The organism is Marinitoga sp. 1138, assembly GCF_013363265.1.
GTDB classification, from domain to species: domain Bacteria; phylum Thermotogota; class Thermotogae; order Petrotogales; family Petrotogaceae; genus Marinitoga; species Marinitoga piezophila.
This window is the reverse complement of sequence record NZ_LBFA01000006.1, coordinates 211,393-238,041: the sequence shown is the minus strand read 5'-3', so window position 1 is coordinate 238,041 and position 26,649 is coordinate 211,393. Positions and strand designations below refer to the sequence as shown.

Here is a 26,649-nt window from a genome sequence, read left to right as displayed (position 1 = left end):
TAGAAGTGCAGGATTTTTTATAATAATATCCAACACTCTCGCAAATTTCATCAGGATTTATTTTTTTAATATTTGACACACCTGCATCAATAATGTATAGAACTATGCTGAGACACTAGTTTGAACCTACTGACCTGTATTTTTCAGTAAAGATTTGAAATAATATTATTCCTGTTAAAAATAAAATTATAGCCAGTAGTGTTGAAATACATAAATAATTTATTTTCACATTTTTATTCAGTATGAAAGAAATTGGTAAATAGGATATATAAGCATATGGAATAAAATAGGTTAGCAATATCTGAATGAACTTATCAAAAAAGCTTAATGGATACTTTGCAAATCCTGTTATAAGCGTTAAAAATGATGCTGGTGATTGCCTTGTTTTCATCACAAAACTAAATGAAGTTAGAATTATTGTCAATCCAAAAAGTATTAAAAATCCTGTTATTATATTCCAAAACATTAAAAATAAAGATAATATATTTAATTTTACATGTATCATTATCCCAAATATTATTGTAAGCGCTATATTGAAAATTAATGGAATTAATCTATAGAGAGATATATTTTCAAATATTAAAAGGCTTAATGTATTAAATGGATATGCAAGTAATTTATCAAATTTTCCGCGATGAATATACATATATGGCAATGTGAATAATCCACCGCTGAATATATAATATATATCCAGTATTATACTGGTATAAGAAAACAAAAACAATAATTCATACTGACTCCAGCCATTAATGATTATATCGTTTTTATATACAGTAAATATCAAAATTAAATTCATTAATTGAAATACAAGCGTTTGCAGGGAAGATATATATACCATATTTTTAGCTCTTTTTAACTTCCTAAATTTTATTTTTATATATTCCATAAATATTGTTGTATAATATCTTATTTCGCTATCCATTTATATACAACCTCTCTCCTATATGATTATGTATCCACTTTACAATAATATATAAGATTACTATCCAGAATATTTGAATTCCTATAATCCTGAAAAATATATTTTTATTAAAAGATATAAAAAGTATTATTGGTTCATATGCCATATATCTAAATGGTAAAATACTGGCTATTTTTTGCAACCATAAAGGAAAGAAATTTAACGGTATTAAAAAACCGGAGAATATTGAATATATCATTGTATATATATGCTTTACCATAAGGCCATAAGTATTTGAAAAACTTATAATACCATTTTTCCATTATAATAATCATTTTTAATTGAGGCATGTACTTCTGTAAAGGTCAATTGTGAAATCAGAAAATTTATAATAAAGTATTGTAAAAGATTTTCTTTTGTAAATCCGTTTATTACTTGTTTTTTAGCATAAAAAAGATTGGAAAACAAAGCGTACTGAATAAAGACCATTGTTACATTCATTATCAGCATCATTATATATTCCTGTGTATATAAAAAATATCGCTTTAATTCTATTTTGAAATTTTCAAAATAATAATTAAAATTGGCCATATTTTTCACTTTCCTTTTTTGTGATTGAAATTATTATATCTTCAAGTTTTTTATTTGTCATTTCATTTATTCTCACCACATTATAATTCTTAAAGCAATAATTTATAAATTCAATATGGACATTATGATTATTTGATACAAAAGATATTTTATTATCGCTTGTTTTAAACTCAAGGAATTTATCTTTAAAATCTAAAAAGTTATTTATATCAATCTTCTTATCAAATTCAATCATAAATGATTCCGGTATTTTATAATTTTGTTTTAATTTTTCAACCTCACCTGAATATATTTTCTTTCCTTTATCTATTAAAATTAATTTTGTATTTACCTTTTCCACCCAGCTTATATCATGCGTGGTTATAAAGAATGTGGTTTTATTTTTCTCATTATGTTCCTTTATAAATTCGAATATTATCTCTTTTGATAATATATCAACCCCTATTGTTGGCTCATCAAGATATACAATTTCAGGTTCATGAATTAAAGCACATATCATATCAGATTTTACTCTCTCACCAAGAGATAAAAACTTTGCAGGTTTATTCAGTACATGTGTGATATTTAACTTTTCGGCCATATATTTTATCCGTTCATCTGATACTTTTTCAGGGACTTTATATAATTTCCCCACCAATTTAAGCGATTCTATAACTGGAATGTCCCATATTAAATGGGACTTGTTACCTATACTTATTCCGATTCTTTTCAAATATTCTTTTTTATATTTTTTCTTTAATTCATTATTGTTTATTAATATTTTTCCATCATCTGGTTTTAATATTCCAAGCAATAATTTTATTGTTGTTGATTTCCCAGCTCCATTTGGCCCGAGATAAAAACAGATATCTCCCTTTTCTATTTCAAATGAAATTCCTTTAAGTGCTGTTACCGCCTTATCTTTTTTTAACTTATATTCTTTTACAACATTTTCAAATTTTATCATTTTTTTCACTCCTGTTTATTAATACCATATATTAATTATACATTTTTCATTTTCACAAAGTTTTTATGTATTTTGCTATAAAGCTTTTGATTTTGAATTAATTCATTGTGTGTTCCTTTTTCAATTATTTTTCCTTTATCTATAACTATTATCTCATCTGCTAATTCTTTTATAATATTTATCTTATGCGATATTATTATTCCATTTTTGTTTTTTATATATTCTTTTAATATTTTGAGATTTTTTTCTTCAGATATCGCATCAAGACTTGTAAATGGTTCATCTATTATAAATGGCCCATTATGTTCTGGCAACAAAAATCTTGCCATACATACTCTATTTTTTTCACCACCGGATATTTTTTTACCTCTTTGCCCTAATTTTCTATTTCCCAATTTCTCAAGTTCCAATTCTTTTATTATATTTTCATATTTTTCCAGTATGTAGTAATCACGCGAGAATAATATTTCAGCCACAAATGAGACATTAATTTTGTTATCTTTTATTTTTTCAATTATTTCATATAGAAGATTTTCTTTCTCTACATAACAATCATTAATATTAAAGATTTCATATATCATATTTATATATTCATAATCAAGATTTTTTAAATTTAAAGGCTCTTTCATTGTCTTTATTTTTTTTATAAGTTTAAATAATTGTGCTTCATAATTTTTTAATTTTTCCATATATTCATTTTTAGATAGTCCAATTTTTCCAAGGGTTACATTAAAATTTAAATCTTCATCGAATATTTCCATTTCCTGTGAATAATATCTTATACTGGAATAAACAAAAGGTTTATGTATATTTCTTACATCTTTATTTCCAAATTCCACATATCCTCTAAGCGGTGAAATTTCTCCAAAAATCATTTTTAATATTGTGCTCTTTCCCTCTCCTGATAATCCAACAAGCCCTATTTTTTTATTTATCTCTAAATTAAGATTTTCTATTATTTCTGTATTAGAATATGAAAATGAACAATTGCTTATTTTTATTTTATTGTTCTCAGGTAAATCCAATTTAGGTTTCTTTAAAAGATTGTCTTCTATACGTTTGTAAAACATTTCGAATTTATTTATATTGGAATATATTTCCTGAATTGAATCTATGGGTTTAAACACTATAGGGAAATATGATAATATTGCTATAAATGCTGATAATTCAAGATTTCCTTTCTGTATTTGAAACATTGAAAGTATAAAAAATATTGTCAATACTATATTTTTTATTGCTACTATTGATGAATTACCAAATATTGATGCATATGATGCTTTTTTAAAATAATTATCTCTTTCTTCAAATAATTTATATATCCTATTTTCAAGCTTTAATATATTTCCATATCCGCTTATACTCCTTTTGTTTTCAATAAATTCCAGTACTTTTGGATTTGTTTCAAATACCAATTCTCTTGCTTTATTGAAATTACTTATATGAATTTTGTTTGTTATCTTTATTATTGAAAAAATCAATATATAAGAACCTACAATTAATAGTGGAAAAGTTAATGTCCATTTTGCCGAAATTATCAATGCAAATAAACTTACTATAATACCTATAATCATAGAAAAATAATTCTTTTTTAATAGCATAGATATCTGTTCTGAATTACCAAAAAGACCTGTCATATATGCGCCAGGTCCTCTTTGGTCAATAATTTTATTATTTTGTCTTGTTATGGAAGTCAATAATTCATATTGTACGCGTCCCTTCAAATTTCTAAATAGTTTTTCTAATAATAATGATTCAATTATATATATCAACGAAATGGTTAATCCTGATATAAGAAAAATAAATATTAATCCATTTTCTAAATTACTCTTAACAATAGCGTCTATTATATTTTTTTGGAACAATGGCAAAATAATGGCAAGAATATTTGCAATTAGTGAGACTATTATTATTAAAAATACGTTCCTTTTTATTTTATTTCCTAATCTTGAATATATGAAATTTATAATATTTTTTATCTTTTTCATATTCAACTCCTTTCAAGAGAATATAAAAAACAAAAACGTGTATTTGTCAGTTAATATTTAAATTTTTGTAATTTTTTTATTTCTCTTCCATTTTTTAGAGGTCAGGCCGATTTATATATTTAAAGAAATATAAAGCATTTATTTAATGAAATTTATTTAGATAATTTAAATTTCACCTCTTATTTTGAATTTTACCATTTCTAACATGACTTGCAAGTGTTTTTTCAAAAATAAAAATCCGCTTTTTATCAGTATTTCAGAAGTTGATTTTTATTACATTTTAATTAACTCATGTAACATCGAAAAATCCGGGATTTTATTTCGTTTTTTAAAATACTTTTATATTCATTATTTTGTCTTTTTCTTAATTTTTTATTATGTTACAAGAGAATGTTAATTTTAAAGTTTCTTACTTTCAAAAAAGATTAGTAAAAATAGTTTTAACTTTTTGTAAGTTGGAGATTAAAAGAGTATTTGAAGAAAACTGAAAGGAAATTATTGAATTCTGAAGATGTTGAAGATGCGGAATATAATATTTCACCATTTTATTTAGCAAGAAAAAAACTCATCACTGAGCTTTTTAAGAAACCAAAGAACTTTAAGGAATTTGTTTTTAATTATTTTAAGCTCAGCGATGAGGAAATGAAAGTTTTTGATATGTTTTTAAAAAATTGCGTTCGATACGATATTAAATGGCCAATTACTCCTTATCCAAAAGGGAAGGTTCGCGATTTTGCCCTTAAATATGGTTTAGGTTATAAGCGTGTTGCTTTAGGATATTATTTTTTTGAAGATGATGAAAGAATTTTACTTGATAATATTATTGAGAGGTTTTTAAAATAGACCTTCCAGAATTTCTGGAAGGGTTATCAGATTGAAGAATCCTGCACTTCTATGTGCAGGATTCAATTTTTTGATATGGAGTAGGTATATCAAGTACTTTTTCAACAGCGGTTATAGCATTATATACAGAGTTTTCAATATCGAAATTTTTAATATAATTATCGATAAAAAAAGCATCAAAAATATCTCCAAGTCCGGTGGTGTATTTTGCCTTTTTACCATTTGAAGGATATAATTTATTATTATAATAAACGCCGCGTATTCCTGCTTTTATAATATCAATTTTTTTATTAAATAATTTAGCTTCATTTTCATTTCCTAAAATAAAGACATTTTCAGAAAAGGAAATATCATTAATTAAAAAAGGTCTTGGTCCTATATCTATAAATATATAATCATAGTTTAAAGCTAATATTTTTTCAATATTTTTTATAGATATTTCACTTGTTATTACAGCAACTTCGCCATGTTTTTCAAAATCAGAAAATTCAATATCATTTATTTTTCTTTTTACTGCCAGTGGAATATCGTTTTTGGAAATGAAAACAGCTGTTTCCTGATTTTTAATTTCCTTTATATTCTTAAAAGGTGTTTTTTCTTTTAAAAAGTTTCCCTTAAAGTCATTTCCTATAACTCCATTGAAATAAACCTCATTTCCTAATTTATATAAAGTATAGGCAATATTAAAACCGGAACCTCCAGGAAATTCTAAAATCTCACTTTTATGTGGTTCTTCTCCGTAAATATAAATGTCATAAAATATAGCGCCATATACATCTATTTTCATAATTATACCTCAATTAATTCATAATTTCTTGATCCAAGTCCTATTTTCTCTCCGTGAATTAAACCAGCTTCCCAATCGGCATTTGGGTGAACAAATTTAAATTTATCCTCGCCTACAAATTCTTGTTGATGTTCGTGTGAATAAATTTTACTTCCAGGAAGTACCGGAGCACTTTTTACAAGATCAACACTGGCCATATCAAGAGCAATTGGATCAAAAGATGCAGCAATTCCAATATCAGGAACAAGTGGATAATCATTATGTGACCAGCAATCACAATCTGGAGAGACGTTCATAATAAAATTAATATAAAATGCAGGTTTATCCTTTACAATAGCATAAGTATATTCAGCAATTTTTTTATTCATAATTTCTGAAGCCTCATCCCATACTACCTGAGCTGCATTATATTGGCAAACAGCCACACATTGACCGCATCCCACGCATTTGTCATAATCAATTACAGCAACTTTATTTTCGTTTAAATGAATAGCGTCATAAGCACAGCTATTTACACAAATACCGCAACCCACACAATTTTTGGTTTTTATAACAGGTTTTGAAGTAGAATGTAATTCGAGTTTTCCACCACGTGATGCACAACCCATTCCAAGATTTTTTAATGTTCCACCAAAACCAGCCTGTTCATGTCCTTTGAAATGGGCCATGGAAATTATTACATCACTTTCTGCAATTTCAGTTCCAATCTTTGCGGTTTTACAATATTCAAGATTTATTGGAATCTCTTTATAATTTGTCCCTTTTAAACCATCTGCAATTACAACATGACAACCAAGAGTATGTGGGTTAAAACCATTTTCATAGGCACTTTCTAAGTGGTCTAAAGCATTTGAACGTCTTCCAGTATATAGCGTGTTTGCATCAGTTAAAAAAGGCTTTCCGCCCAATGACTTTATAATTTTTACCAATCTTGCAGCGTAATTAGGTCGTATATAAGCAAGGTTTCCAGGTTCTCCAAAATGAATTTTTATTGCTACAAACTTATTTTTAAAATCTATATTTTCAATTCCAGCTTTTTTCACCAATCTTTCGAGTTTATCAAGCAAATTCATTCCAGGTCTTGTTCTTAAATTGGTAAAATAAACCTTTGATGACATATTAACACCTCCAGTATTTAAATCCATTCAATATCAATTATAACATAAAATATGTGTTGAATATTATGGATAATATACCTTGATTTTTTGTGAAATTATATTTATGATATAATATTAAATATAAAATATATTCAAATATTTGAGGTGAGTTATGAAAAAGAGTATTTTAAATACTATGGCTATAATCCTTGTTTTTTTAGGTATTTTAGCAATTTCAGGTAACTTTTTTTTACAAATCCAAAAGGAACAAAAAAGCCTGGTTATTTTAAAAAAATCAATAGAAGTTATTAAAAATACATCTAATGCAATATTTCATCTTCAAAAGGAAAGAGGATATATGAATATGCATATATGTGGAGATGAAAATATTATTGAAAAAATAAAACATGAACAAAAAGAAGTTGATTTTTATCTCAATAATATAGAAAAAGCTTTTGTGGACGATAGTTGTTGTACAAATATTGAAAAAATCAAATACTCTATTGAAAATATTAGAAAGGAGAATTTTCAGAAAAAGAGTAATATAGATATATTTGTTGAATATACCAATATCATAAATGAATTATTGAGATTTTATTATTATCCATTAAAAGAAGATTCTTTTCCTGAGACAGCAAAAACTCTTTTATCTATATATCTAATAGAGGAAAATAAGGAATTTATCGGTGAATTTAGAGGAATTTTTTCTGCTCTGATTGTTGATAAAAGGCCACCATCAGAAAGAGAATTATATATCGTTAATAAGAGCTATTATGGATTAACAGAAATAATTAATTTTATGGAATTTCCATTTAGAGAAGAAACATTAAAAAAATTAAAAAATATTAAAAATATGGATCAATATAAAGATCTTGAAAATTATTACAAATCTCTTTTTAATTTAACTTATTATCATTTAAATGCTGGAGAGGTATTTGACAATTTATCAGAGCTTATTTCTTATACACAGGAAATAATTAATATTGAAATTAAAGAACTTGAAAGTAATGTGGCAAGTATATTAAAAGAAAAACAGAAGATGATAGTTCTTGATGCGGGATTTATATTATTTAATATAATTCTATTGACATTTATAGTATATAATTATATGGCTTTAAATAAAGTAAAAGAAAATCTTGACTACACGGCAACACATGATTCGCTTACAAAATTACCAAATAGAAAATTCTTTTTTGATAATGCAGAAAAAATGCTGGAATTGGGAAAAAGAAATAATTTAAAGTATGCAGTTTTATTTATGGACCTTGATAATTTCAAATCAGTAAATGATAATTTTGGACATGATAAAGGTGATGAATTACTAATTGATTTTGCCAATATTTTAAAAGCACATATGAGAAAATCAGATTTAATAGCAAGATTTGGTGGAGATGAATTTGTTGTTTTAATGCAATATAAAGAAATAGAAGATATAACTCTTGTTATAAAAAGGATTCAGGAGAGTACAAAAAGGGAATATAAAATAAAAAATAAAAGCTTTATTGTAACTACGAGTATAGGAGTTTCATTATTTCCTGAACATAGTCAGAAAATTGAAGAATTGCTTAAATTAGCGGATATGGCTATGTATAAAGCTAAAAAACAAAAAAATACCTACGTAATATATGAAATGGAGGAGAAATAATGACATTTTTTGAAAGATGGAAAATGAGATGTCCCATAATTAGATTTATTGAAAAAATAAGGATGAGAAAAGTTAAAATAAAAGTAAAGGATATAAACTTAAAAAAATAAATTTAATATTTAATTAAAATTTTTGTAAATCTTTTTTGTTAAACTACAGCAAAAGTTAATATGTATAACGAACAAACGGAGGCGCAACCAAGAAGAGTAATCTATCTATCGCCCGGGTAGGCTTGGGATAGATGAAAGGCGAGGTTGCCGAAGGGTACAGGACTTACCCATCCTGTATGCCTGGTTATATGGGGAATACCCATGTAACTGTCGCATTTGAGAAAATGCGGAGAGCCGTTTGGAATAAAGGTTGTTATATGCTGAAATAGTATATAACATAGATTATTTCAAATATAGGGTCTTCCGTATTTTCGGAAGACCTTTTTTTATATAAATTTTTAAGGAGGAGAGAGAATGAAGGTTGGAATTGTAGGCGCTACAGGTGAGGTAGGTAGAACAATGATAAAAGTTCTGGAAGAATCGAATTTAAAAGTAGATGGATTAAGGCTATTTGCTTCAAAAAAATCAGCAGGTAAAAAATTAAAATTTAAAGATAAAGAATATACAATTGAGGAAATATCAGAAAATGTTATGAGAGAAAAATATGATTATTTATTGTTTTCGGCAGGTGGAAATGTTTCAAGGAGATATGCACCAATTGCTGCTGAAGCTGGAAATGTAATTATTGATAATTCATCAGCTTTCAGAATGCAGGAAAATATACCATTGGTTGTGCCAGAAATAAATGGTGAAATAATAAAAAATTACAAAGGAATAATTGCAAATCCAAATTGCTCTACTATTCAAATGGCCCTTGCATTATCTGAAATTCAGAAACAAATAGGAATAGAAGAAATATTTGTAAGTACTTATCAGGCAGTTTCTGGAGCAGGTAATAAAGGAATTCAAGAATTGTTAAATCAACAAAATGGAATTAATAATACAGCCCATTTTCCGGATATAATTATGAATAATGTAATTCCGCAAATTGGTCCTATATTGGAAAATGGTTTTACTGAAGAAGAGATGAAAATGGTTAATGAAACAAGGAAAATTTTTAATGATGATTCGATAAGTGTTTATCCTACTGCAGTTAGAGTTCCTGTATTATATGGACATTCAGAAAGCGTAGTTTTCAGGATAAAGAAAGATATTCCTTTAGAAACAATTAAAAATCTTATTTCCGCTACAGAAAATGTTGTATATACAGAAAAGTTGTTAACTCCTTTAATGGTTGCTGGAAGTAATATAACCTATGTTTCACGTTTAAGAAAAATGGGAAAAAATACCTTTTTAATTTGGATAGTTGCCGATAATGTAAGGGTTGGAGCTGCAACAAATGCGGTAAGAATATTATTAAAACACCTGGAAATGAGGGATTAAATGAAAAAAATACCTATACCTGAAGAAAAAATTTATGAATTATCTAAAAAATATCCAACACCATTTTATATATATGATGAAAAAGGAATCATAGATTCATTAAAAAGTCTTCAAAATGCATTTAATTGGTGTAATTACAAGGAATACTTTGCGGTAAAAGCAACGCCTACTCCATATATATTAAGAAAATTAAAAGAAAACAATTGCGGTATGGATTGTAGCTCTATGACAGAATTAATACTTTCAGAAAGGGTAGGAGCAGTGGGTGAAAATATTCTATTTACTTCAAATAATACTCCTATGGAAGAGTATAAAAAGGCATTGGAATTAAAAGCGATAATTAATTTTGACGATATTAATCACATTCAAAAGCTTAAAAGATTATATTCTCTTCCTGAAATTGGTTCTATACGGTATACACCTGAAAAAGCATATGGAACGGGAATTATAGGGAATCCTAAAGAAGCAAAGTTTGGGGTGCCATATAACAGGTTAATTGAAGGATATGAATTATTAAAACAAGAAGGAATTAAAAAATTTGGATTACATGCCATGATAATTTCAAATACTCTGGACATAAATATAATTGCTAGAAATACAGAATTGATTTTTGAAGCAGCTTTAAAAATATCCAAAAAATTAAATATAAATTTTTCTTTTATAGATATTGGTGGCGGATTTGGTATTCCTTACCATCCGCAGGAGAAAGAAATTAATCTTGAAGAATTGAGTATAAGGATTAAGGACTTATACTTTGAGTATTTTATAAAAAACAATATGAAACCACGTATTTTTACAGAAAATGGAAGATATATAACAGGTCCTCATGGTTACTTGATAACAAAGGTTTTGTATATAAAGGAAAGTTATAAAATATATGCCGGGGTAGATGCAAATATGTCCAGTTTAATGAGGCCTGCAATATATGGAGCGTATCATCATATAAGTGTGTTAGGAAAAAGCAAAACAAAAAAAGTTAGAAAATATGATGTTGTTGGATCATTATGTGAAAATAACGATAAATTTGCTATAAATAGAGAATTGCCAGAATTAGAGGAAGAAGATATTTTGATTATTCATGACGTTGGAGCACATGGCCATTCAATGGGATTTAATTATAATGGAAAATTACGTCCTGCGGAATTTATTTATGATGGTAAAGAATTTAAAATGATTAGAAGAGCAGAAACAATAGATGATTATTTTTCAACAATACAGGGAGGCGATATTTATGTTTAAAGGTGTAGGAACTGCAATTATTACTCCATTTGATAAAGATAAAAAAGTTGATTTTAAAGCATTAGAAAAATTTGTTGAATTTCAGGCAAAATATGTAGATGCAATTATAGTTCTTGGAACTACCGGTGAAGCACCAACAATTTCAGAGTATGAAAGAGAAAAAATTGTTAATAAAGTTGTTGAAGTAGTAGATAAAAAAATACCTGTAATTGTGGGGACTGGTTCAAATAATCCAGAACACGTAATTACGAATAATATGCTTGCTAAAAAGTCTGGTGCAGATGGGTTATTAATAGTTAATCCGTATTATAATAAATCCACACAAAATGGACTTGTTGAATATTACACATATATAGCCGAAAGAACAGATTTACCAATAATCTTGTATAATGTTCCTTCAAGGACAGGATCAAATATTTTACCAGAAACAGCAGTGAAAATATTTGAAAAAAATGAAAATGTAATTGGAATAAAAGAAGCAAGTGGAAATATATCTCAAATTGCAGAATTAATTTCAGTAAAACCGGAAGATATGAAAGTTTATTCCGGGAATGATGATCAGGCTTTACCTCTGATGGCTTTGGGAGGAGATGGGGTTATATCAGTATTTTCAAATGTTTTACCGGAAGTTATGAAAAAACTTACTCATGCGATAATAAAAAATGATTACAAAACTGCACAGGAAATAAATAAAAAATATAATGTTTTAATGAGAAAGCTATTTATTGAAGTGAATCCTATACCGATAAAATATGCCGTTTCAAAACTTGGATATTGTAAAAATATTTTAAGATTACCGCTTGTTGAATTAAGTGAAAATTCAAAAAAGATAATTGATAATTTGTTTAAGGAGTTAGGAATATGAAGTATGGATTAATTGGAAGAAATGGAAGAATGGGAAATGAAATATATAATTTATTTTCTGAAAAGGGACATCAGCTTGTTTTTTCATATGATAAATCAGGTGAGTTTTTTGAAGAAAAACCAGAAATATTAATAGACTTCTCTTTGCCAGAAGCTTTTAATAAAGTTATAGAATATGTTGATAAATTTAAGGTTCCTTTAGTAATAGGAACAACAGGATTAGATGAAAATCAAATTAAACAATTACATGAAATTTCGCAAAATATCCCTGTTGTTCAAAGCTATAACTTTTCAATTGGAATTCAGGTTTTGTTGAGGTTAACAAAGTTAGCAGATTCATTATTAAAAGATGTAGATATAGAAATTTTAGAAACGCATCATAGATTTAAAAAAGACAAACCTTCTGGTACTGCTAAAATGCTAAAGGATGTGTTAAATAAAGATGTAAATATTTCTTCGATAAGAGTTGGAAATGTTCCAGGAGATCATACAGTTTATTTTGGTACGCTTGGTGAGGTAATTACTATTTCACATAGAGCATTGTCGAGAAGGACATTTGCAGAAGGGGTTTTGAAATCTGCGGAATTTGCAATAAAAAGCATAGCAGGATTTTATACATTCAATGATGTGTTCAATATGAGCAATTGAAAAAAGTGGATTATGTTCTTTTGGGTGTTGATTGAAAAAAATAAAAGTTCATTCATACGACTTGAGCACTAATCCTCAAAAACTGCTCATATCCGTGGAGTCGCTCAGATTCCCCATCCCTGGGGAAGCTTCGCTCAAAAAAACATCCTGTTTTTTTGACTCCCTTCATTCGCAGTTTTTTCGGGTGCTCTGCGAGTATTCATTCACTTTTATTTTTTTCAATCATAGTTGTTCATCTTGGGAATTTTCAACTTTTCACTCACATTATTCTAACTATTTTCTTCATTAGTTATTTTTTAAAAAATTTTGAAAATTAATTTTTATATCAGAGAGGTGATATCTATGAATTCATATGAGATTATAGAGTATATTGCAAAATCAAAAAAAACAACTCCTGTTAAAGTATATTTAAAAGGAGATCTTAAAGATTTACCTTTTGATGATTATTTTGGCGATGAAAAAAGAGGGGTTTTATTTTGCGAATTAGAAGAGTTTGAAAGTTTTTTATCTGAAAATCGAGAAAAAATAGAAAATTATAAAATAGAATTAGATAGAAGAAATTCTGCTATACCTTTATTGAATTTGAAAAAAATTAATGCTCGAATAGAACCAGGTTCAATAATAAGAGATCTTGTGGAAATTGGAGATAATGTTGTAATTATGATGGGAGCTGTAATAAATATTGGAGCTAAAATTGGAAGCAAAACTATGATTGATATGAATGCGGTAATTGGTGGAAGAGCAATTATAGGAAACAACTGTCATATTGGTGCAGGAGCAGTTATAGCCGGTGTAATAGAGCCGCCAAGTGCAGATCCAGTAATTATAGCAGATAATGTATTAATTGGAGCAAATGCAGTTATTTTAGAAGGAATAAAAATAGGGGAAAATTCCGTTGTTGCAGCAGGTGCAATTGTAACCTCTGATATTGAGCCTAATTCGGTTGTAGCAGGAGTTCCAGCAAAAATAATAAAAAAAGTAGATGAAAAAACCAAGAGCAAAACACAAATTCTTGATGCTTTAAGAGAATTATAGGTGATAATATGAATATAGTTGTTCAAAAATATGGAGGTTCATCTGTTGCAACACCAGAAAAAATAAAATTTGTGGCGAAAAAAATTTCTAATAGAGTTCAAGAAGGCTTCAAAGTAATTGTAATAGTTTCTGCAATGGGAAAAACCACAGATAAGCTGATAGAGCTGGCAAAAAAAGTTTCCAATTCTCCACATCCAAGGGAATTGGATATGCTTTTAACAACTGGAGAACAAATGTCTGTTGCGTTATTGTCCATTGCATTAAATGATTTAAATATTTCATCAAAATCGTTAAATGCTTTTCAGGCAGGTATTTTTACAACAGGTGATTATAACAATGCAAGAATTCAAAAATTCAAAACAGATAAAATACTTTCTCTTTTTAAAATATATGATGTTCTTGTTATTACAGGATTTCAGGGAATTAATGAAGATGGCGACTATACCACACTTGGTAGAGGAGGTTCTGATACATCTGCAGTAGCTATAGCTGCTGCTTTAAATATTAATTGTGAAATATACAGCGATTTTGCAGGTATTTATACATTTGATCCTAAAATATATCCAGAAGCAAAAAAATTAAAATATATTACATATGATGAAATGTTGGAAATGGCAAGTTTAGGAGCTAAGGTGTTACATAGTCGAGCAGTGGAAGTAGCAAAAAAATTTAATGTAAAAATATACTGTGCCTCGACTTTTTTAAATGAGGAGGGAACATACGTGATAGCAGATAATATAGAAAATCCAGTTGTTACAGGAATGAGCATATTGGAAAATCAAACTCAGGTAACAATAACAAATCTACCACTTGATCATGAAAAGGTGTATAATATATTTGATAAGATTGCCCATAAAGGTTTTAATGTGGATATGATATCTATAATAAATATAAATAATAAATTGAATCTTTCGTTTACAATAATAGAAGAAGAAATGGAACATTTTGATAGATATTTAAAAGAAGCTCTGGAAGATGTAGATGGTTCTGAAATAAATTATGAACACGGATATGTTAAGGTTTCTGTTGTAGGAATTGGTATGAAAACAGAAAAAGGAGTTGCTTCAAGATTTTTTAGAGCTTTGAGAAATATACCTATAAAAATGGTTACAACATCTGAAATAAAAATTTCATGTTTAATTGAAAAGCAATATCTTTCAGAAGCTATAAATTCTATAACAAAGGAGTTTGAATTATGATTCTTGAAATGTATGATTATTTTGATATTGAAGTTGAAAAAGCAGAAGGAATATATATATACGACAAAAAAGAAAATAAGTATATTGATACATTTTCTGGAATAGGAGTAATGGCATTTGGACATTCATACAAACCATTATTACTAAAATTTCAGGAAAAAATGAAAAAATATATGCATATTTCAAATTTTTTTCTTGATGAAGATGCATTATATGTTGCAGAAAAACTCATATCTTTTACTGGTAAAAAAGGGAAAGTCTTTTTTACTAATTCTGGAACTGAAGCAGTGGAAGCAGCTCTAAAAGCAATAAAAAAGATTTCTCATAATAAAAAGAATAAAATAATTTATTTTAAAAACGGATTTCATGGAAGAACATTGGGAGCATTATCTATAAATGGTTTTGAAAACTTAAAAGCTCCATTTAGACCGTTGCTTTCAAAATGTCAGGAATTTTTATTTAATGATGTCAACGGATTTAATGATTATATGGAACATCATGGGGAAGAGGTTATTGCAATTTTTGTAGAACCAATTCAGGGTTCAGGAGGAATTATCCCCATAACTGATGATTTTTCAAAAGCAATTAATTTTTGGAAAGAAAAATATAATTATTTAATAATATCTGATGAAATACAGGCTGGAATAGGAAGAACAGGAAAATTTTATTCATATGAACATTTTAATTTGAAACCTGATATAATTACATTGGGGAAAGCCCTTGGTGGAGGATTACCATTAGGAGCTACATTATTTCTTGAAGAAACAGCTGAAATTTTAACAAAGGGTGATCATGGTTCAACATTCGCACCTAATCCAGTTTCAATAGCTGGTGCAAAATATATTGTTGATAATATTCCTCATATGTTAAATGATATTGAAGAAAAAGGTAATTATTTCTTTGAAAAATTAGAAAATTTAAATTCATTTAAAATTATGGATATTAGAGGAAAAGGTTTAATGATAGGAATCGAATTAGATGATTCATATCATGAATTAAAAAAGATTGCATTAAGTAAAGGATTATTATTAAATATGATTCAGAACAATTTTGTTATACGATTGCTGCCAGCATTAAATATCAAATATGATGAAATAGATAAAATAATTAATATTATGGAGGGTTTGATATGCTAAATGCTGTTGAATTAAGACATATTTTACATCAAAATCCAGAATTGGGATTTCAGGAAATAAAAACTACTGCAATGCTCAAAAAGTACATATCTAATTTAGCAGAAGCGTATGAAGTCGATATAAAAATTCATACACCATTAAAAACAGGATTGATTATAGAATATAGCCCTCTGGAAAATGAAAATGAATATATTTTATTTAGAGCGGATATTGATGCATTACCTATAAAAGAAGAAACAAATGCTATATTTAAATCATATAATGGAAATATGCATGCATGTGGTCATGATGTTCATATGGCAATTTTATATGGATTGATAGATTATGTTTTGAAAGAAAAAATTCAAAAAAATATTTTATTTTTATTTCAACCTGCAGAAGAAGGTGGAGGAGGAGCTTTAAAAATTATAGAAAGTGGTATATTTGATAAATTTAATATAAAAAGAGCTTATGCGCTTCATGTTACTGATGAATATGAAAAAGGAATTATTGCCACAACAGAAGGTATATTATTTGCATCGGCTGTTGAAATAGATATTGAATTTTTTGGTAAAAAGTCACATATAGCATTTCCACAAGATGGAATCAATGCATTTAATGCGTTAAGAACATTTCTTGATAATGTAGACAGATTGAATTTAAACCCTGTTGAGCCAATATTATTTGGAATTGGAAAGATAAAATCAGGAGATGTTAGAAACGTTATTCCTTCATATGCAAAAATAGAAGGAAGTATAAGATCATTAAGTTTGGAATATACAGATAAATATATAAAAAAATTAGAAGAAATTCTTAAATCAATTAAACAAAGCATGGGAATAAATTATAAAATAACTATTGGTTCAAGGTATAAGGAAGTAATTAATAACAAAAAATTGTATAAGGATTTTATAGAAAAAGTTTCAGATGATTTTAAAGTTATAGATTGTGGATATAAAATGACAGGAGAGGATTTTGGGTTTATTGCTGAAAAGTATCCGTCATTAATGTTCTGGCTTGGTACCAGAACTAATAAAAGAGTAGGTTTACATTCACCCCTTTTCTTACCTGATGATAATATTATTGAAATTGGAATAAAGGCATTTCAAAAAATATTAGTTTGATTTTTATAAACAAATTAGTTTCAATTTTGTAATTTTTGTGATATAATAAAAATGAGGAGCGATTATAATTAAAGTTTTTATAATAATAGGCGATATATATATTTGAAATTTTTGAAAGGGGTGGTTTAAAATGAAAAGAAACATTATTTTTATCCTTACCATATTTATGGTTATTACAGCATTTTCTGCCATTAACGCATTATCGCCATGGAACCGGGAAGTGAATCCGGCTTTAATAGCATGGTCAGCAAGAAATAATATTGAATTAGGAGGAACTTTAAACTTAGGAATAGTACAGGATGCAAATTTATCCTTTGAAGAAGCAATGGACTTGAATCTTGTTGGAAATATATCTGGTTTATATGATTTAGAAGAAGCTAATATTCTTGGAAGAAAACAAATTCTTGATTTATATTCAAAACTAAAGTTAGGTGCATTAGTAGTGGCTCCTGAATTAAATATAACAAATAAGGATTTTATCGATTATAACAAATTTCTTGAAAATTCATTATGGGTAACAGGAGGAGTTTATTTTGGATTAAAAGGAAAGGATTTTTCATTTGGAGCAACTGTAAAAAGTCATGTTCCTGTGTTTGATGTGAGATGTGATAGTGAAAGCGAAAAATTTATTGTAGTATCAGCATTTAAAGGAAGAATCCATGAACTTCCATATGACTATTCCCTTTTATTTGATGATATGAAGATATTTGAAGATATTGAAGATTTATCAGATAAACTTATGAATAATGGAATAATCACAATGGACATAGGATTTGTAGCAGGTAAAAATTACCCTGCAATAGGTTTTGGATTAAAGGATATTACAATTTCTCAGGGTAGTGATATATATAAATATGATACAAATTTTGTATATGGAGAAATGGACACTGAATATGTTGAATTTACAAACTTTGAAATAGGTAGCTTAACAAATGAAGAGCCATTTAAAAGTATGCCTCCATGGAAAATGACCTTCTTCCTGACATTACCTATAATATTTGATTTTGTTCCATTTATTGAATATGCACCAGATACAGAGGATACAGTATGGGGCGTTTCTGCGGGAAAAGCTTTATTCTGGGGATTATTACCAGTATGGGCAGAAATAAGAAATTACTCATATGATGGAGGAAATATAAATTTCTGGAGATTTGATGGAGGACTTGGAGTTAATGTTTTCTTTGGTGAATTAAATATATCAGTACAGTCAGAAGCACCAGATACAGACAAATTATTTGATGGTGTAAATACTGGATTAAATATTAATTTTGCTGTAGGATTTTAATGTATAAAATAAAAGCTCCCATATGGGAGCTTTTATTTATTATATTATTCAACAGAGTTAATAATTTCCATTATTTTTTCTTTCATAAGAGCTAATTTTTCTTTTGATTTTTCTTCATTTTTATCCTTTGAGTAAATATAAATTTTTAATTTTGGTTCTGTTCCTGACGGTCTTACAGCATACCATGAACCGTCATCAAAGAAAAATCTTAAAACATTGGATTTTGGTACATCTGTTTCTTTTTCTTCACCTGAAACAAGATCTTTATCCTTTCTTTCAAGATAATCTATATATCTTACAAGTTTCATATCTCCAATTTCTTTTGGGAATTCTTTTCTGTATGTTTCCATAATTCTCTTCATCTTTTCCATTCCTTCAAGACCTTCTATAATCAATGAGAAGTTGTTTTCAAAGTAATATCCAATTTCGTTGTATAAATCGTATAATACATCTACAAGTGTTTTCCCCTGTGTTTTATAATATGCAGCAGCTTCTGAAACAAACATTGATGAAATTACTCCATCTTTATCCCTTACAAATGTACCTGTTACATAACCAATACTTTCTTCATAGCCAAATTCAAAATCATATTTCCCTTCTAATTCATTTTCAAGACCACAGATATTCTTAAATCCTGTTAAAGTTTCAAAGGTTACAATTCCATATTTTGCAGCAAGTTCCTTACCGAGATCTCCTGTAACAATAGATTTTATAATCATACCTTTATCTGATAAAGTGCCTTTTTCTTTTCTTCCTTCAATAATATATTTTATTAAAATAGCACCTGTTTGATTTCCGTTTAGAGGAACATATTCTCCATTGTGTTTAACTACTACAGCTGTTCTATCACAATCTGGATCAGTTGCAATAATTAAATCAGCATCTTTTTCTTTAGCCAATCTTTTTGCATATTCAAAAGCCTTTAAATCTTCCGGGTTTGGATAACCAACAGTTGTGAAGTCAGGATCTGGATTTTCCTGTTCAGGAACAACAAAAACATTTTTAAATCCTCTTTCTGCAAGTACTCTTCTTACAGGTTTATTTCCTGTCCCATTTAAAGGTGTATAAACAATCTTTATATCTTTATCAATTTCTTCTCTTATTGCAAGACCTTTTACTTTTTCAATATATTCGTCTTCAATTTCTTTTCCTACATATTCCAATAATCCTTTATTTAAAGCTTCTTCCTCAGTAATCTTTTTAATCATAGAGAAATCTGTTAATTTCTTTATATTTTCCATTACGGGAATAGCAACATCATCAAGAATTTGTGATCCCTGTTCCCAATATACTTTATAACCATTATAATTTTTAGGATTATGACTTGCTGTAATAACAATACCAGCAGCAGTTTTTAATCTCCTAACAGAATATGACAATAATGGTGTTGGTGCAATATGATCAAATAAATAAACCTTTATGTCATTTGCAGCTAAAACTAAAGCTGCTGTTTTTGCAAATTCAGGTGACATATGTCTAACATCATAGGCAATTACGACACCGCGTTTCATATATTCTTCGCCTTTTGATACAATAAAGTCTGCCAATCCCTGAGTAGCCTTACCAACTGTGTATATATTCATTCTATTTGTTCCTGCGCCAAGCACACCTCTTAATCCAGCTGTTCCAAATTCAAGTTCTTTGTAAAATCTTTCCATGATTTCCTTTTCATTATCCTTTATGGATAATAATTCTTTTTTTGTATCTTCGTCTACATATGGGCTATTTAACCATTCTTCATATACTTTCATGTAATCCATTTTCATCACTCCTTTTTTATGATTTTAATGGTATTATTTGTATTGATAACGTTTTCTGTTTATAATAATATTATACCATAACTTTTTAGAATTTATAATAAGAAACATTATAACGATATTTTATAAATTCTTGAAAAAAATGAAATATTATGATATAATATGCATGATTTATATATATATTCTTTTTTTAAAATAAAAATTTACACTAAGTTGTGAATAAATTCTCATTAAAAGGAGGGGATTTCATGAATAACGAATTAAAAACAGCGAAAATTTTAGCGGGAGTGGGGGCAGTATTGGGATTTGCTGGGCATTTTGGAATAATTGGAGCAATTCTTGAACTTATAGGAGTTTATAAGATAAGTCAGATTGTAAGAGATAAACGTATTTTTAATTATTTGTTATGGCCAACTATATTTATTTATGCCATTTATGCATTTGGTTTTTTAGGAATTTTAAAAGATTTTCACGATACTGTCACAGGGGTTAATTATTATAACGTGGAAACAAATTTCTTTTTTTCATCTTCCTTCAGGGTTTTGTTATTATTTATTGCATTAATGATAATTCCTGTAATTTATAAAATTAAAGCATATAATCTTTTAGGTGATTATTTTGGGAATGATTATTTTTATAAAGCAGCAACCTTTACAAAATGGGGGCTTATATTATTTGTAATTCTTATAGGGTTTGTTCTTTACTTTATTGCCTCTATATTTGTGATAATAGGTTATTTCTCTTTACCAGATGAATATTATCAACCGGAAAATAATGCAGAATTTAATTGAAGCCAGAGGAATTTCCTCTGGCTTTTTTAGAGGTTAATTGACTTTTGAAGGCATTCATTATATAATATTTATAAATTATATCGAGAAGGTGAAAATATGAAAAAAAACACAAAGTCCAATATTGAAATATGCCAGACAATAGAAGTTCATGGGGATATTGTAAAAAAAGTTCAGACTAATACTCCGGATGAAGAAACATTGAATAAATTAACAGAACTTTTTAAGGTTATTGGTGATAAAACGAGAATGAAAATTTTATATACTTTAATGCAGGTTGAAGAAATGTGTGTATGTGATTTGTCTTATGTTCTTGGAAAAACAATTTCTGCCGTTTCACATCAGTTGAGGGTTTTAAGACAGGCTAATCTTGTGAAATATAGAAAAGTTGGAAAAGTAGTGTATTATTCCCTTGATGATGAACATGTAAAAGAATTAATAGAAGTTGGATATATTCATATAAATGAAAGAAAATAACACCCGCAAAGTCGCGAGTGTTATTTTTTTAAAATTCTTAACGTATTAAATACTGCTATTAAAGTTACACCAACGTCAGCAAATACGGCCCCCCACATGTCTGTTTTTCCTAATGCACCAAGTGTGAGAAATAATACTTTTATTCCAAGAACTAATATTATATTTTGCCAGGTTATTTTTAAAGTTTTTCTTGAAATCATTATTGAATCAATTAATTTGGAAATATCATCGTCCATAATAACAACATCAGCTGCTTCTATTGCTGCATCTGAGCCAAGACCTCCCATTGCAATACCAACATCGGCTCTTGTTAATACAGGAGCATCATTTATTCCATCGCCGACAAAAGCAGTAGAAACTCCATTTATAAATTTTTCAAAAAGTTTTATTTTATCCCCGGGAAGTAATTCGGCATAATATTCATCAATTTCAAGTTCTTTTGCAACAGATTCCGCTACTTTTTTATTATCTCCAGTAAGCATTACTGTCTTTTTAATTCCTAAATTCTTTAGATTTTTTATTACTTCAGCGACACCAGGCTTTATTCTATCTGATATTTCAATATATCCTGCAAATTTACCCTCAATAGCAACAAATACTATAGTTCCATTGTATTTAATTTCTGGAGTTTTTATTCCATACATACTCATTAATTTTTTATTTCCTACTAATATTTCTTTTTTATTTATTTTTGCTTTTATTCCATAACCTGAAATTTCTTCATAATCTTCTATATTATCTTTAGTTATATTTTTTCCAAATTTTCTTTTTATTGATTCCGCTATTGGATGATTTGAATGCTTTTCGGCATATGCAGCTATTTCAAGTATTTCTTTTTCTTTAAAATTATTAAAAGCTTTTATATCAACAACTTCAAAAACTCCCTCAGTTAATGTACCAGTTTTATCAAAAATTATTATATCTAAATTTTTAAGCCGTTCCAGGTAATTTCCGCCTTTTACAAGAACTCCACGTTTAGACAAGGCACCTACTCCTGCGAAATATCCAAGAGGTATGGAAACAACAAGACCACATGGACAGGAAATAACAAGGAAAATCAAAGCCCTATATAACCATTCATTAAATGATGCACCTGTAATTAATGGAGGTAATGTTGCTAAAGCGATAGCCAGAAATACAACAACAGGTGTATAATACTTTGCAAATTTTGTTATAAGTTTTTCAGTTTTTGCTTTTTTTGCTGCAGCATTTTCAACCATATCAAGTATTTTAGAAATAGTAGATTCTGCATATTCTTTATCAACCTTTATTGTAATAACACCATTAAGATTTATAAACCCGCTCATCACTTCATCATTTTCTTTTATTGTTCTGGGAACAGACTCACCTGTTAAAGCAGATGTGTCAACCATAGAATTTCCTTTTACTATAAAACCATCTAATGGTATTTTCTCACCAGGTTTTACAATTATTAGGTCACCTTTTTTAACTTCTTCTGGAGATACTTTTATTTCTTTTCCATTTTTCAAAAGATTTGCATAATCTGGTCTAATATCCAACAAAGCTTTTATGGATTTTTTTGAATTATCTACAGCCATGTCCTGTAATAGTTCACCTATTTCATAAAATACCATAACTCCAACTGCTTCAGGAAATTCACCTATTGAAAAAGCACCTATTGTTGCAACACTCATTAAAAAATTTTCATCAAAAAAATTTCCACGTATAATATTTTTAAAAGATCTTATTAATACCTTTCCACCAGAAATTAAGTATGCAATAATGTATAATGAAATCTGAAGCCAAACAGGCTCTTTTACAAACAAGGCAGTTAAAAATATACCAAGTGCAGAAATTAATCTGATAATTTCAAATTTTCTGTTAAATTCTTCATCGCCATGATTATGACTGTTTTCATTATCTTTTTCATTTTTATTGTTTTTTTCGTATACTAATACTTCTGGTTCAATATTTTTTACTAATTTTTTTATTTCTTCTATTTTTTCTTCATCATCTACATTAACAGACAATGTTTTGGTAATAAAATTTAATTCTACTCCTTCAACATTTTCCAGATTTTTTACGTTTTCTTCTATTTTTGCAGCACAACTTGCACAATTTAAACCGTCGAGTACAAGTTCCTTTTTTTTCATTTTTCTCACCTCTTTTATTTGAATAATTGAATAATCATTCAAATATATTATAACAAAAAAAATAAAAAAAGCAAAGGACTTAACAATCCTTTGCTTCTTTCATTATATACATCTCCTTATCGGCTTTTTTTAATGCTTCAAGGTAGTCTTCTCCTGAAAATTCAGATATTCCGTAAGAGATTCCAACTTCAAAATCAAATTCATTATTCTGAATATCTTCACAAATTTTATTCATTTTTTTCTTTATATGATTTATATCCGTTTCTGGAAAAACAATTAAAAATTCGTCACCACCATATCTAACAGCTATATCCATTTTTCTTATTCCATCATTTATCTTTTCGGCCACGTATTTTAGCACTTTATCACCAGTTAAATGCCCATATGTATCGTTTATTTTTTTAAATTCATTAACATCAATCATCACAAAAACAGAGTTTTTCTGACTTCTTTTCAGGTATTCTACATGTTTTATAATCCATTCATTAAAGAAGTATCTGGAATATAATCCTGTTAATTGATCTTTATTGGCAATACTTTTAAAGTATTCTTTTTCTTCATTATAATTTTTTATAACTCTTTTATATTGAAATGTAATATATATCTGATTCATAATTAGTGAGATTAATTTTTTATCTTCTTCCGAAATGGCTTTATTTTTGCCAAATATAAAGATTGCAGAAGCATTTTTGTCGCCGGAATGGTATAAAAATATTCTGGAATAAAATATTTTATTTTTAAATATTTCATGATTTAGTATGTATTTTCTATTGCCGATTTTTATTTCATTATTGAATATTGGCACATCTAATTCTTTCATATTGTTTTTTCTAATATATTCAAGGGCCAAATCAGGTGTGGGTTTTAGAATTCCATTATAAAACACGTTATTGTAATATATAAATTCTTCATAATAACCATTTTCTTTTTCATATTTAAAAACACCAAAAAGGTCTATCATATTTATTTTTTTCAAATAATTGTATATTATTCCTATGTCATTTTTTAGATCAAAATCTGTTGAATATGAAAGTTTAAGGATATCATTTAATATTTCTGTTTTTTCCTTAAATTCTCTTAATTCATTTTCTTTTTTTATTATTTCTGTCATATCTTTATAGATACTTAGAAATAATTGTTTTCCAAATACATCTATTTTTTGTGTATTTAAATAATAAATTTTATTGTTAATGGTTCTAAATCTATCTGGAACTTCTTTTCCCTGTTTTAACGCTTCATATGTTTCTATTATTTTTTTTCTTTCAGATTCAGGAAAGAGTTCAATATACTCTTTGCTTGTATTAATATCTTTTCCAATCATTTTTTTAAATTCTAAGTTGTTATAATGTATATTTTCTTTATCATGTATAACAATGGAAAACGGTAGCATATCAAGAATCTTATATGCATCTTTTATAATGTTGTTTAATTGTTCATGTCTTTTTCGAACAAAGTAAAGATGGAGAATAATTAGAATTATTCCAACAGATATAAAATACAATAACATCTTTAAAACTCCCTTTGAATTTCATCAGGATAGGTTAAATTAATTAAAGGATTTTCTTTAAAGATAATATAACCATTATTTCTATCTTTACTGTCAATTAATTTTGGCGAATAGATTATTGTCTTTAAAATATAATCCATGGGTAATCCTGAGAAATTTAAGATTTTTGCATCTCTTACCCAATCTGGTGTTTCAACTGGTGCATCAGAAGAAAAGAACATAGGAATATTATGATTATAAATTTCTTTAAATCTATATGTGAGAACTTTTCTATTTCCTAATCTTTCATTTAACATTTTATCATCGGATTTCATAAATTGCGGTTGCATATCTAAAATAAGTTTAAACCTTTTAATTTTTTCAATTTGTTCATCATGTAACATTGAAGCGTGAATAATTCTATGCCATTTTTCAGGTTTTAATTCCTCAAAAGAGTCAAGAATAATATCTATAGCCTTATCTCCTATTGCGTGCATTGCAAGGTGTAAATTGTTATTTTCACAAAATTCTATCACCTTTTTAAGTTCATCTTTTTTCCAATTTAATATACCGTATGTATTTTTATTATCATTATATACTTCTCTTAAATATGCGGTTCTTCCTCCAAAAGAGCCATCTATATAAACTTTTACAGCTTTATATTTTTTGAATATTTTCTTATTATTTAATTGAATTAATTCATCAAAATTATTTACAGCTATTTTTTCATATATAAATAATTCCTCATCTTGTGGAAGTTCATTTATATCAATTCCGTGTAAATCATCAGAATGTATATAACCATATCCTCGTTTTAATAGATAATCTTTTGCAGTAGAAAATGCTTTATTAATATCAGAAAAATAGCCATATTTATTATAAATTTCTTCAAGTGCTTTTTCTTTTACTAATCCGGTTTTTACATCAATATTTTCTTTATTTTTAAAATCAATATCTTCAAAAACTTTAGAATTAACTAAAGCAATATGACCACAATTTCTTATCATAATAATAGGAATATCTTTGGTAATATTATCCAGCATACCAATATTTATTTTTGTATTCATCCAACCTCTTAGAATGATTTTTTCAGGTGCTTCATTTATTTTTTTTAGAATTAGCTCAATTATTTCATTATCTTTCATATGTAAAAGGTCAGGATTTAAAAGTTTTTCACCAAATCCCAATATATGCATATGTGTATCTGTAACCACTGGAATTGCAAAGCTTTTGTTATTAAATTTAGTGTTTTTATATATGAATTTTCCATCTTCATTGAAATAATACATA

General features: G+C 27.5%; 23 protein-coding genes and 1 riboswitch. Of the genes, 13 read left to right on the top strand and 10 right to left on the bottom strand.

All coding sequences use genetic code 11. From position 1 onward, the window contains the following. Positions 1-115: 115 nt before the first annotated feature. From XO11_RS03030 to XO11_RS03015, 4 genes are all read right to left on the bottom strand, one after another. Positions 116-922 carry an ABC transporter permease gene (locus tag XO11_RS03030; protein ID WP_075780360.1) on the bottom strand — a complete coding sequence of 269 codons (807 nt, stop codon included), beginning with the start codon at positions 920-922 and terminating at the stop codon, positions 116-118. A gap of 282 nt (positions 923-1,204) precedes the next feature. Beyond that, entirely contained in the window at positions 1,205-1,501 is a 297-nt protein-coding gene (locus tag XO11_RS03025; protein ID WP_148265133.1) for a hypothetical protein, read from the bottom strand. Further along, positions 1,479-2,438, bottom strand: coding sequence for an ATP-binding cassette domain-containing protein (locus XO11_RS03020; protein WP_014296105.1), 960 nt, complete (start codon positions 2,436-2,438; stop codon positions 1,479-1,481). Before XO11_RS03020 ends, XO11_RS03025 begins: the two co-directional genes overlap by 23 nt. A gap of 35 nt (positions 2,439-2,473) precedes the next feature. Next, the gene (locus XO11_RS03015; RefSeq protein ID WP_175418149.1) at positions 2,474-4,423 is read right to left on the bottom strand and encodes an ABC transporter ATP-binding protein; all 1,950 of its coding nucleotides are present in this window, start codon (positions 4,421-4,423) and stop codon (positions 2,474-2,476) included. A gap of 474 nt (positions 4,424-4,897) precedes the next feature. Here XO11_RS03015 and XO11_RS03010 point away from each other — a divergent pair, with 474 nt between their 5' ends. Next, positions 4,898-5,266: a hypothetical protein gene (locus tag XO11_RS03010; protein WP_254873291.1), complete on the top strand. Its 369-nt coding sequence runs from the start codon at positions 4,898-4,900 to the stop codon at positions 5,264-5,266. A 49-nt stretch (positions 5,267-5,315) separates the two neighbouring features. Here the strand turns inward: XO11_RS03010 and XO11_RS03005 are convergent, their stop codons facing one another. Next, positions 5,316-6,053, bottom strand: a complete 738-nt coding sequence (locus XO11_RS03005) for a PfkB family carbohydrate kinase (RefSeq protein WP_075780356.1) — start codon at positions 6,051-6,053, stop codon at positions 5,316-5,318. A 2-nt stretch (positions 6,054-6,055) separates the two neighbouring features. After that, positions 6,056-7,171: a DUF362 domain-containing protein gene (locus tag XO11_RS03000; protein ID WP_175418148.1), complete on the bottom strand. Its 1,116-nt coding sequence runs from the start codon at positions 7,169-7,171 to the stop codon at positions 6,056-6,058. A 151-nt stretch (positions 7,172-7,322) separates the two neighbouring features. Here XO11_RS03000 and XO11_RS02995 point away from each other — a divergent pair, with 151 nt between their 5' ends. From XO11_RS02995 to XO11_RS02950, 10 genes are all read left to right on the top strand, one after another. Further along, entirely contained in the window at positions 7,323-8,795 is a 1,473-nt protein-coding gene (locus tag XO11_RS02995) for a GGDEF domain-containing protein (protein WP_075780354.1), read from the top strand. 178 nt (positions 8,796-8,973) lie between these two features. Then, positions 8,974-9,150: riboswitch (Lysine riboswitch) on the top strand. A gap of 109 nt (positions 9,151-9,259) precedes the next feature. Continuing rightward, positions 9,260-10,228: an aspartate-semialdehyde dehydrogenase gene (locus XO11_RS02990; RefSeq protein ID WP_175418147.1), complete on the top strand. Its 969-nt coding sequence runs from the start codon at positions 9,260-9,262 to the stop codon at positions 10,226-10,228. Next, entirely contained in the window at positions 10,229-11,467 is a 1,239-nt protein-coding gene (locus tag XO11_RS02985; protein ID WP_014296097.1) for a diaminopimelate decarboxylase, read from the top strand. Next, positions 11,460-12,332 carry a 4-hydroxy-tetrahydrodipicolinate synthase gene (gene dapA, locus XO11_RS02980; RefSeq protein ID WP_075780352.1) on the top strand — a complete coding sequence of 291 codons (873 nt, stop codon included), beginning with the start codon at positions 11,460-11,462 and terminating at the stop codon, positions 12,330-12,332. Before XO11_RS02985 ends, dapA begins: the two co-directional genes overlap by 8 nt. Next, entirely contained in the window at positions 12,329-12,979 is a 651-nt protein-coding gene (locus tag XO11_RS02975) for a 4-hydroxy-tetrahydrodipicolinate reductase (protein ID WP_175418146.1), read from the top strand. The genes dapA and XO11_RS02975 overlap by 4 nt, the downstream gene beginning before the upstream one ends. Positions 12,980-13,321: 342 nt before the next feature. Then, complete coding sequence (gene dapD, locus XO11_RS02970; protein ID WP_175418145.1) at positions 13,322-14,014, top strand: 2,3,4,5-tetrahydropyridine-2,6-dicarboxylate N-acetyltransferase; 693 nt, start codon at positions 13,322-13,324, stop codon at positions 14,012-14,014. Positions 14,015-14,022: 8 nt separating this feature from the next. Next, positions 14,023-15,213 (top strand): aspartate kinase, encoded by a 1,191-nt coding sequence (locus XO11_RS02965; RefSeq protein ID WP_014296093.1) that lies wholly within the window; start codon positions 14,023-14,025, stop codon positions 15,211-15,213. Further along, positions 15,210-16,349 (top strand): aspartate aminotransferase family protein, encoded by a 1,140-nt coding sequence (locus XO11_RS02960; RefSeq protein WP_014296092.1) that lies wholly within the window; start codon positions 15,210-15,212, stop codon positions 16,347-16,349. Before XO11_RS02965 ends, XO11_RS02960 begins: the two co-directional genes overlap by 4 nt. Further along, positions 16,343-17,452, top strand: coding sequence for an amidohydrolase (locus XO11_RS02955; RefSeq protein WP_014296091.1), 1,110 nt, complete (start codon positions 16,343-16,345; stop codon positions 17,450-17,452). The genes XO11_RS02960 and XO11_RS02955 overlap by 7 nt, the downstream gene beginning before the upstream one ends. Before the next feature lie 130 nt (positions 17,453-17,582). Then, on the top strand, positions 17,583-18,737 hold the full coding sequence (locus tag XO11_RS02950) for a hypothetical protein (protein WP_014296090.1): 1,155 nt from the start codon (positions 17,583-17,585) through the stop codon (positions 18,735-18,737). A gap of 44 nt (positions 18,738-18,781) precedes the next feature. Here XO11_RS02950 and XO11_RS02945 read toward each other — a convergent pair whose 3' ends face one another. After that, positions 18,782-20,497, bottom strand: coding sequence for a phospho-sugar mutase (locus XO11_RS02945; protein ID WP_175418144.1), 1,716 nt, complete (start codon positions 20,495-20,497; stop codon positions 18,782-18,784). Between the two features lie 245 nt (positions 20,498-20,742). Here XO11_RS02945 and XO11_RS02940 point away from each other — a divergent pair, with 245 nt between their 5' ends. After that, the gene (locus XO11_RS02940) at positions 20,743-21,285 is read left to right on the top strand and encodes a DUF996 domain-containing protein (protein WP_014296088.1); all 543 of its coding nucleotides are present in this window, start codon (positions 20,743-20,745) and stop codon (positions 21,283-21,285) included. Between the two features lie 96 nt (positions 21,286-21,381). Continuing rightward, positions 21,382-21,759 carry a metalloregulator ArsR/SmtB family transcription factor gene (locus tag XO11_RS02935; protein WP_175418143.1) on the top strand — a complete coding sequence of 126 codons (378 nt, stop codon included), beginning with the start codon at positions 21,382-21,384 and terminating at the stop codon, positions 21,757-21,759. A gap of 20 nt (positions 21,760-21,779) precedes the next feature. Here XO11_RS02935 and XO11_RS02930 read toward each other — a convergent pair whose 3' ends face one another. The 3 genes from XO11_RS02930 to XO11_RS02920 all read right to left on the bottom strand — a co-directional run bounded on the left by XO11_RS02930 (position 21,780) and on the right by XO11_RS02920 (position 26,648). Continuing rightward, the gene (locus tag XO11_RS02930) at positions 21,780-23,873 is read right to left on the bottom strand and encodes a heavy metal translocating P-type ATPase (RefSeq protein WP_175418142.1); all 2,094 of its coding nucleotides are present in this window, start codon (positions 23,871-23,873) and stop codon (positions 21,780-21,782) included. 79 nt (positions 23,874-23,952) lie between these two features. Continuing rightward, entirely contained in the window at positions 23,953-25,380 is a 1,428-nt protein-coding gene (locus XO11_RS02925; RefSeq protein ID WP_014296085.1) for a GGDEF domain-containing protein, read from the bottom strand. Positions 25,381-25,382: 2 nt separating this feature from the next. Next, positions 25,383-26,648 carry an amidohydrolase family protein gene (locus XO11_RS02920; protein ID WP_014296084.1) on the bottom strand — a complete coding sequence of 422 codons (1,266 nt, stop codon included), beginning with the start codon at positions 26,646-26,648 and terminating at the stop codon, positions 25,383-25,385. Between the last annotated feature and the right edge of the window lies 1 nt (position 26,649).

What these genes read in the sequence shown, in the direction of transcription:
- XO11_RS03030 (WP_075780360.1), bottom strand. Translation starts at nt 922, where the DNA reads ATGGATAGCGAAATAAGATATTATACAACAATATTTATGGAATATATA.
- XO11_RS03020 (WP_014296105.1), bottom strand. Translation starts at nt 2,438, where the DNA reads ATGATAAAATTTGAAAATGTTGTAAAAGAATATAAGTTAAAAAAAGAT.
- XO11_RS03015 (WP_175418149.1), bottom strand. Translation starts at nt 4,423, where the DNA reads ATGAAAAAGATAAAAAATATTATAAATTTCATATATTCAAGATTAGGA.
- XO11_RS03005 (WP_075780356.1), bottom strand. Translation starts at nt 6,053, where the DNA reads ATGAAAATAGATGTATATGGCGCTATATTTTATGACATTTATATTTAC.
- XO11_RS03000 (WP_175418148.1), bottom strand. Translation starts at nt 7,171, where the DNA reads ATGTCATCAAAGGTTTATTTTACCAATTTAAGAACAAGACCTGGAATG.
- XO11_RS02995 (WP_075780354.1), top strand. Translation starts at nt 7,323, where the DNA reads ATGAAAAAGAGTATTTTAAATACTATGGCTATAATCCTTGTTTTTTTA.
- XO11_RS02990 (WP_175418147.1), top strand. Translation starts at nt 9,260, where the DNA reads ATGAAGGTTGGAATTGTAGGCGCTACAGGTGAGGTAGGTAGAACAATG.
- XO11_RS02985 (WP_014296097.1), top strand. Translation starts at nt 10,229, where the DNA reads ATGAAAAAAATACCTATACCTGAAGAAAAAATTTATGAATTATCTAAA.
- dapA (WP_075780352.1), top strand. Translation starts at nt 11,460, where the DNA reads ATGTTTAAAGGTGTAGGAACTGCAATTATTACTCCATTTGATAAAGAT.
- XO11_RS02975 (WP_175418146.1), top strand. Translation starts at nt 12,329, where the DNA reads ATGAAGTATGGATTAATTGGAAGAAATGGAAGAATGGGAAATGAAATA.
- dapD (WP_175418145.1), top strand. Translation starts at nt 13,322, where the DNA reads ATGAATTCATATGAGATTATAGAGTATATTGCAAAATCAAAAAAAACA.
- XO11_RS02965 (WP_014296093.1), top strand. Translation starts at nt 14,023, where the DNA reads ATGAATATAGTTGTTCAAAAATATGGAGGTTCATCTGTTGCAACACCA.
- XO11_RS02960 (WP_014296092.1), top strand. Translation starts at nt 15,210, where the DNA reads ATGATTCTTGAAATGTATGATTATTTTGATATTGAAGTTGAAAAAGCA.
- XO11_RS02955 (WP_014296091.1), top strand. Translation starts at nt 16,343, where the DNA reads ATGCTAAATGCTGTTGAATTAAGACATATTTTACATCAAAATCCAGAA.
- XO11_RS02950 (WP_014296090.1), top strand. Translation starts at nt 17,583, where the DNA reads ATGAAAAGAAACATTATTTTTATCCTTACCATATTTATGGTTATTACA.
- XO11_RS02945 (WP_175418144.1), bottom strand. Translation starts at nt 20,497, where the DNA reads ATGGATTACATGAAAGTATATGAAGAATGGTTAAATAGCCCATATGTA.
- XO11_RS02940 (WP_014296088.1), top strand. Translation starts at nt 20,743, where the DNA reads ATGAATAACGAATTAAAAACAGCGAAAATTTTAGCGGGAGTGGGGGCA.
- XO11_RS02935 (WP_175418143.1), top strand. Translation starts at nt 21,382, where the DNA reads ATGAAAAAAAACACAAAGTCCAATATTGAAATATGCCAGACAATAGAA.
- XO11_RS02930 (WP_175418142.1), bottom strand. Translation starts at nt 23,873, where the DNA reads ATGAAAAAAAAGGAACTTGTACTCGACGGTTTAAATTGTGCAAGTTGT.
- XO11_RS02925 (WP_014296085.1), bottom strand. Translation starts at nt 25,380, where the DNA reads ATGTTATTGTATTTTATATCTGTTGGAATAATTCTAATTATTCTCCAT.
- XO11_RS02920 (WP_014296084.1), bottom strand. Translation starts at nt 26,648, where the DNA reads ATGTATTATTTCAATGAAGATGGAAAATTCATATATAAAAACACTAAA.